Genomic DNA, 3,604 nt, shown 5'->3' with positions numbered 1-3,604 from the left:
CACCGAGGCGGCCGAGCGGCTGCGCCAGCTGATCGACGACGGCGAACGCATCGGCGAGATCCGCGCCGACGTGGGGTTGGACCTGCGCAACGTGCTGGGAAACCTGACCCGGGAGGCCGCCAGCGGGCGGTCCGACCTGTCCGAACCGGTGGCCAAGCTCCGGGAGAAGGTCGACCGCCGGGTCGGCGAGGGCGCCATCACCCCGGCGTACGCCCGACAGCTCGACGCGGCGATCGTGAACCTCGGCGCCCGCAAGTCCTGAGCCGGCTCAACGGACGGTGGCCGGCGCGGGCCGGAGGGCCGGCACACCGACGCCGAAGGCGAACCGCCGGTACACCTCCTCGTATCCGGCGGCCATCCGCTCGGTGGAGAAGTTCTCCGCCACGTGCGCCACGCAGGCGGCCGGGTCGAGCCGGGCCGCCTCGCGCAACGCTGCGGGCAGCTCCTCCGCGCGGTCCCGGATCAGTCCGGTGCGGCCCTCGACCACCAGTTCGGGCACCGCGCCGCGGCGCAGCGCCACCACCGGTGTCCCGGTCGCCATCGCCTCCACCATCGCCATGCCGAACGGCTCCTCCCACCGGACCGGCATGATCAGGCAACGGGCGTCGACCAGCAGCCGCAGGGTCGCCTCGCGGTCGGCGTTCACCACCAGGGTGACGTCGTCGCCCAGCATCGGCTCGACGACCTCGGTGAGGTAGCGCCGTTCGGCGGGTTCGTTGCACTTGCCGGCCAGGGTCAGCGGAAGCCCAGCCGCGCGGCAGGCCCGGATGGCCAGCTCGGGGCCCTTGTCCGGGCTGAACCGGGCCAGCCACAGCACCGGTCCCCGACCGGGGGCGTGCTTGCGCGGCACGTCGCCGACGTCCATCGCGTTGTGCACCGTCCCCACCCAGGGCAGGCCCGGGTTCGCCCGCCGCTGGGTGTGTGAGATGGCGACCAGCCCGACCCCGTGGTCGGTGTCGCTGAGCACCGTGCCGTACTCGCCCACCGGATTGCCGTGCACGGTCGCGACGGTGGGCACCGCCCGCCGGCCGGCGACCAGCGGCCCGATCGTGGTGTGGTCGTGGACGATGTCGAAGTCCGCCGGGGCGACCAGGTGGTTCACCCGGGCCAGGTGGGCCAGTTCGGGCAGCGACTCGCCGAGCCGGTCGTACTGGAGTTCCGGGACGGTGGAGACGAAATCGGCGGCGGTGCCGTGGTACCGGCCCGCGCCGAAGAGCGTCACCGCGTGCCCCCGGGTGACCAGGCCGTCCACCAGCCCGTGCACCACCTGCTCCAACCCGCCGTAGCCGGGCGGTGGCACCGACAGCCACGGCGGCACCACCATCGCGATCCGCAGCGGCCGCCCGGGTGGATGTTCTGACGGACGGTGGGTCACGGCCGCTGGTCCTTCCCGTTGCTTCCTGGTGAGCGCGATCGGCCGCGATTTCCCCCTGCCCGGTGGATGAAACGGGAAGCCGCGCCGCTCATCCGGTCACCACGAGCCGGTCGTCCACGGCCCGCACCCCCGGTGCCGACCACGCGACCCGCTCCGCCTCGTCCCGCTCCCACCAGGACCGCACCGCGCCGCGCAGCACCACGGTGTCCCCCGCCAGCTCGACGGTGACCGCCTCGGTACCGGCCCGGCGGGCCAGGGCACGACGCAGGTCCCGCGCGGTCCGCTCGGCGTCCGGCGGGGCCGGGGGTACCACCTCCACCAGATTCGTCACCCCGCGTACGCCCCGCAGCCGGCGCAGCTCGTGTTCGGCGGTACGCCGCTGGTAGCCGTACTCCACCTGTCCCCGCAGCATCAGCCAGCCGGCGGAGACCGTCACGTCCAGCCGTTCGGCGGGCACGAAGCTGTCCCACTCCAGCGCCCGTACGGCGGCGAGGGCGAGTTCGGCGTCGTCCTGGCCGTCCAGCCCGGGCAGGCGTACCTCGATGTCGTCGGCGACCGCCCGGACGCCGCGTACCCGGTGCGCGCAGCGCTGGGCCGCCCACTTGCGGGCGTAGCTGTCCACCCGACCGGTCAGGGTGACCACGCCGTCGGCGACGCCGACGCCGATCTCCTGGGGTTGCGCCTGTGGGTCCCAGGCCAGTTCGGCCAGCACGTCGCGCTGGATGTCCCGGTCGGTGCGGCTGGCCGCTGCCGTACCCATGGCGTCCCCTCCCGTGCGGTCGGCTCGTGGCGAGGATGCCGGCCGGGCGGGTGAGGCCGGGTCACCCGCCCCGGGTGACCCGACGACAAGGGGCGGCGGGCGACGTAGCCAACCCCCTTGGCTACGCCACCCGCCGCCCGCGGAGGAGGCAGGTCTGTGGTTACGACGTCTCGGCGAGCGTGACGGTCACGGTCGCCTCGGATCCGTTGCGCTGGTAGGTCACCTCGACCCGGTCGCCGACCTTGCCGGCCTGCACCGCGCCGACGAGGTCGTTGGAGTCGTTGATCACCTTGTCGCCGAACTTGGTGATCACGTCGCCGCGCTGCAGGCCGGCCTTCTCGGCGGCGCTGCCGGGCACCACCGCCGAGACCAGCGCGCCGCCGTTCTCGGCGCCGGTCACGCTGACCCCGAGCGACGGGTGGCTGACCTTCTCGCGGCGCTGGAGCTTCCCGGCGACGTCCTTGGCCTTGTTGCTCGGGATGGCGAAGCCGACGCCGATGTTGCCGTTGCTGCCCTGCCCGGCGGTGGCGATCGCGGTGTTGATGCCGATCACCTCGCCCCGGGTGTTGACCAGGGCGCCGCCGGAGTTGCCGGGGTTGATCGGGGCGTCGGTCTGGAGCAGCCCGGAGATCGAGGTGGCTCCCCGCTGCGGGTCCTGCTGGCCGCTCTCGCCGGCCTGGATGGTCCGGTCGCGGGCGCTGATGATGCCGGCGGTGACCGAGCCCTGCAGGCCCAGCGGGCTGCCCAGGGCGAGCACCTGGTCGCCGACCTGCATGGCGTCGCTGTCGCCGAACTTGGCCGCCTTCAGGTCGTCGACACCGCTGGCCTTGACCACCGCGAGGTCGGTCTTCGGGTCGGTGCCGACGATGGTCGCCTGGGCCATCTTGCCGTCGGCGAAGATCACCCGGACGATGCCGCCGGAGGCGGAGGCGACCACGTGGTTGTTGGTGAGCACGAAGCCGTCGGCGCTGAGGATGACCCCGGACCCCTCGCCGTTGTCGGTGGCGATCGAGACGACGCTGTCCTGTACCGCCGCGGCGATCCTCGGCAGGTCGGCGCTGTTGATCACCGGCGCGGCCGAGTAGGTGCGGGTGATGCCACCCGAGCCACCGTCCAGGGCGAGGGCGAGCGCGCCGCCGGCCACGCCGGATCCCAGCATCAGCGCGAAGACCACGACGCCGGCGCCGATGAACTTGGCCACCTTCGCGGGCTTGGGAGGTGCCGCCCACGGCGGCACCGGTGGCGCGCCGTGGGTGGGCGGGACCGGACCCCCGGGGCCGCCCGCCCAGCCGGACTGCGGGTATCCCGCCGGGTAGCCGGCAGCCGGGTACTGGCCGGGGTGGTGGCCAGCGTGCTGGCCGGGGTGGTGGCCAGCGTGCTGGCCGGGGTGGCTCGCCTGCTGGCCGGGGTACGGCGCGGCCGGGTGTGACGCGGGGGCCGGCGCGCCCGGGTACGGCGCGGCCGAGGTC

3 protein-coding genes and 1 pseudogene are annotated in these 3,604 nt (G+C 74.2%); 1 reads left to right on the top strand and 3 read right to left on the bottom strand.

Annotation, left to right across the window (positions count from 1 at the left end; translation table 11 throughout):
• A pseudogene (locus E1165_RS29295) lies at positions 1–262 on the top strand (serine/threonine protein kinase); the annotation flags it as partial.
• A 6-nt stretch (positions 263–268) separates the two neighbouring features.
• Here E1165_RS29295 and E1165_RS28225 read toward each other — a convergent pair.
• From E1165_RS28225 to E1165_RS28215, 3 genes are all read right to left on the bottom strand, one after another.
• A complete protein-coding gene (locus tag E1165_RS28225; RefSeq protein WP_132394739.1) occupies positions 269–1,324 on the bottom strand; it encodes a glycosyltransferase family 4 protein in 1,056 nt (351 codons plus the stop codon).
• Positions 1,325–1,463: 139 nt separating this feature from the next.
• Positions 1,464–2,135: a BON domain-containing protein gene (locus tag E1165_RS28220; protein ID WP_132394738.1), complete on the bottom strand. Its 672-nt coding sequence runs from the start codon at positions 2,133–2,135 to the stop codon at positions 1,464–1,466.
• 160 nt (positions 2,136–2,295) lie between these two features.
• The coding region (locus E1165_RS28215) for a S1C family serine protease (protein ID WP_132394737.1) at positions 2,296–3,604 on the bottom strand (1,309 nt) is incomplete at its 5' end.

The organism is Micromonospora sp. KC723, assembly GCF_004348595.1.
In the GTDB taxonomy this organism is placed as follows: Bacteria; Actinomycetota; Actinomycetes; order Mycobacteriales; family Micromonosporaceae; genus Micromonospora.
This window is presented reverse-complemented; position numbering and strand designations above follow the sequence as displayed.

What these genes read in the sequence shown, in the direction of transcription:
- E1165_RS28225 (WP_132394739.1), bottom strand. Translation starts at nt 1,324, where the DNA reads ATGGTGGTGCCGCCGTGGCTGTCGGTGCCACCGCCCGGCTACGGCGGG.
- E1165_RS28220 (WP_132394738.1), bottom strand. Translation starts at nt 2,135, where the DNA reads ATGGGTACGGCAGCGGCCAGCCGCACCGACCGGGACATCCAGCGCGAC.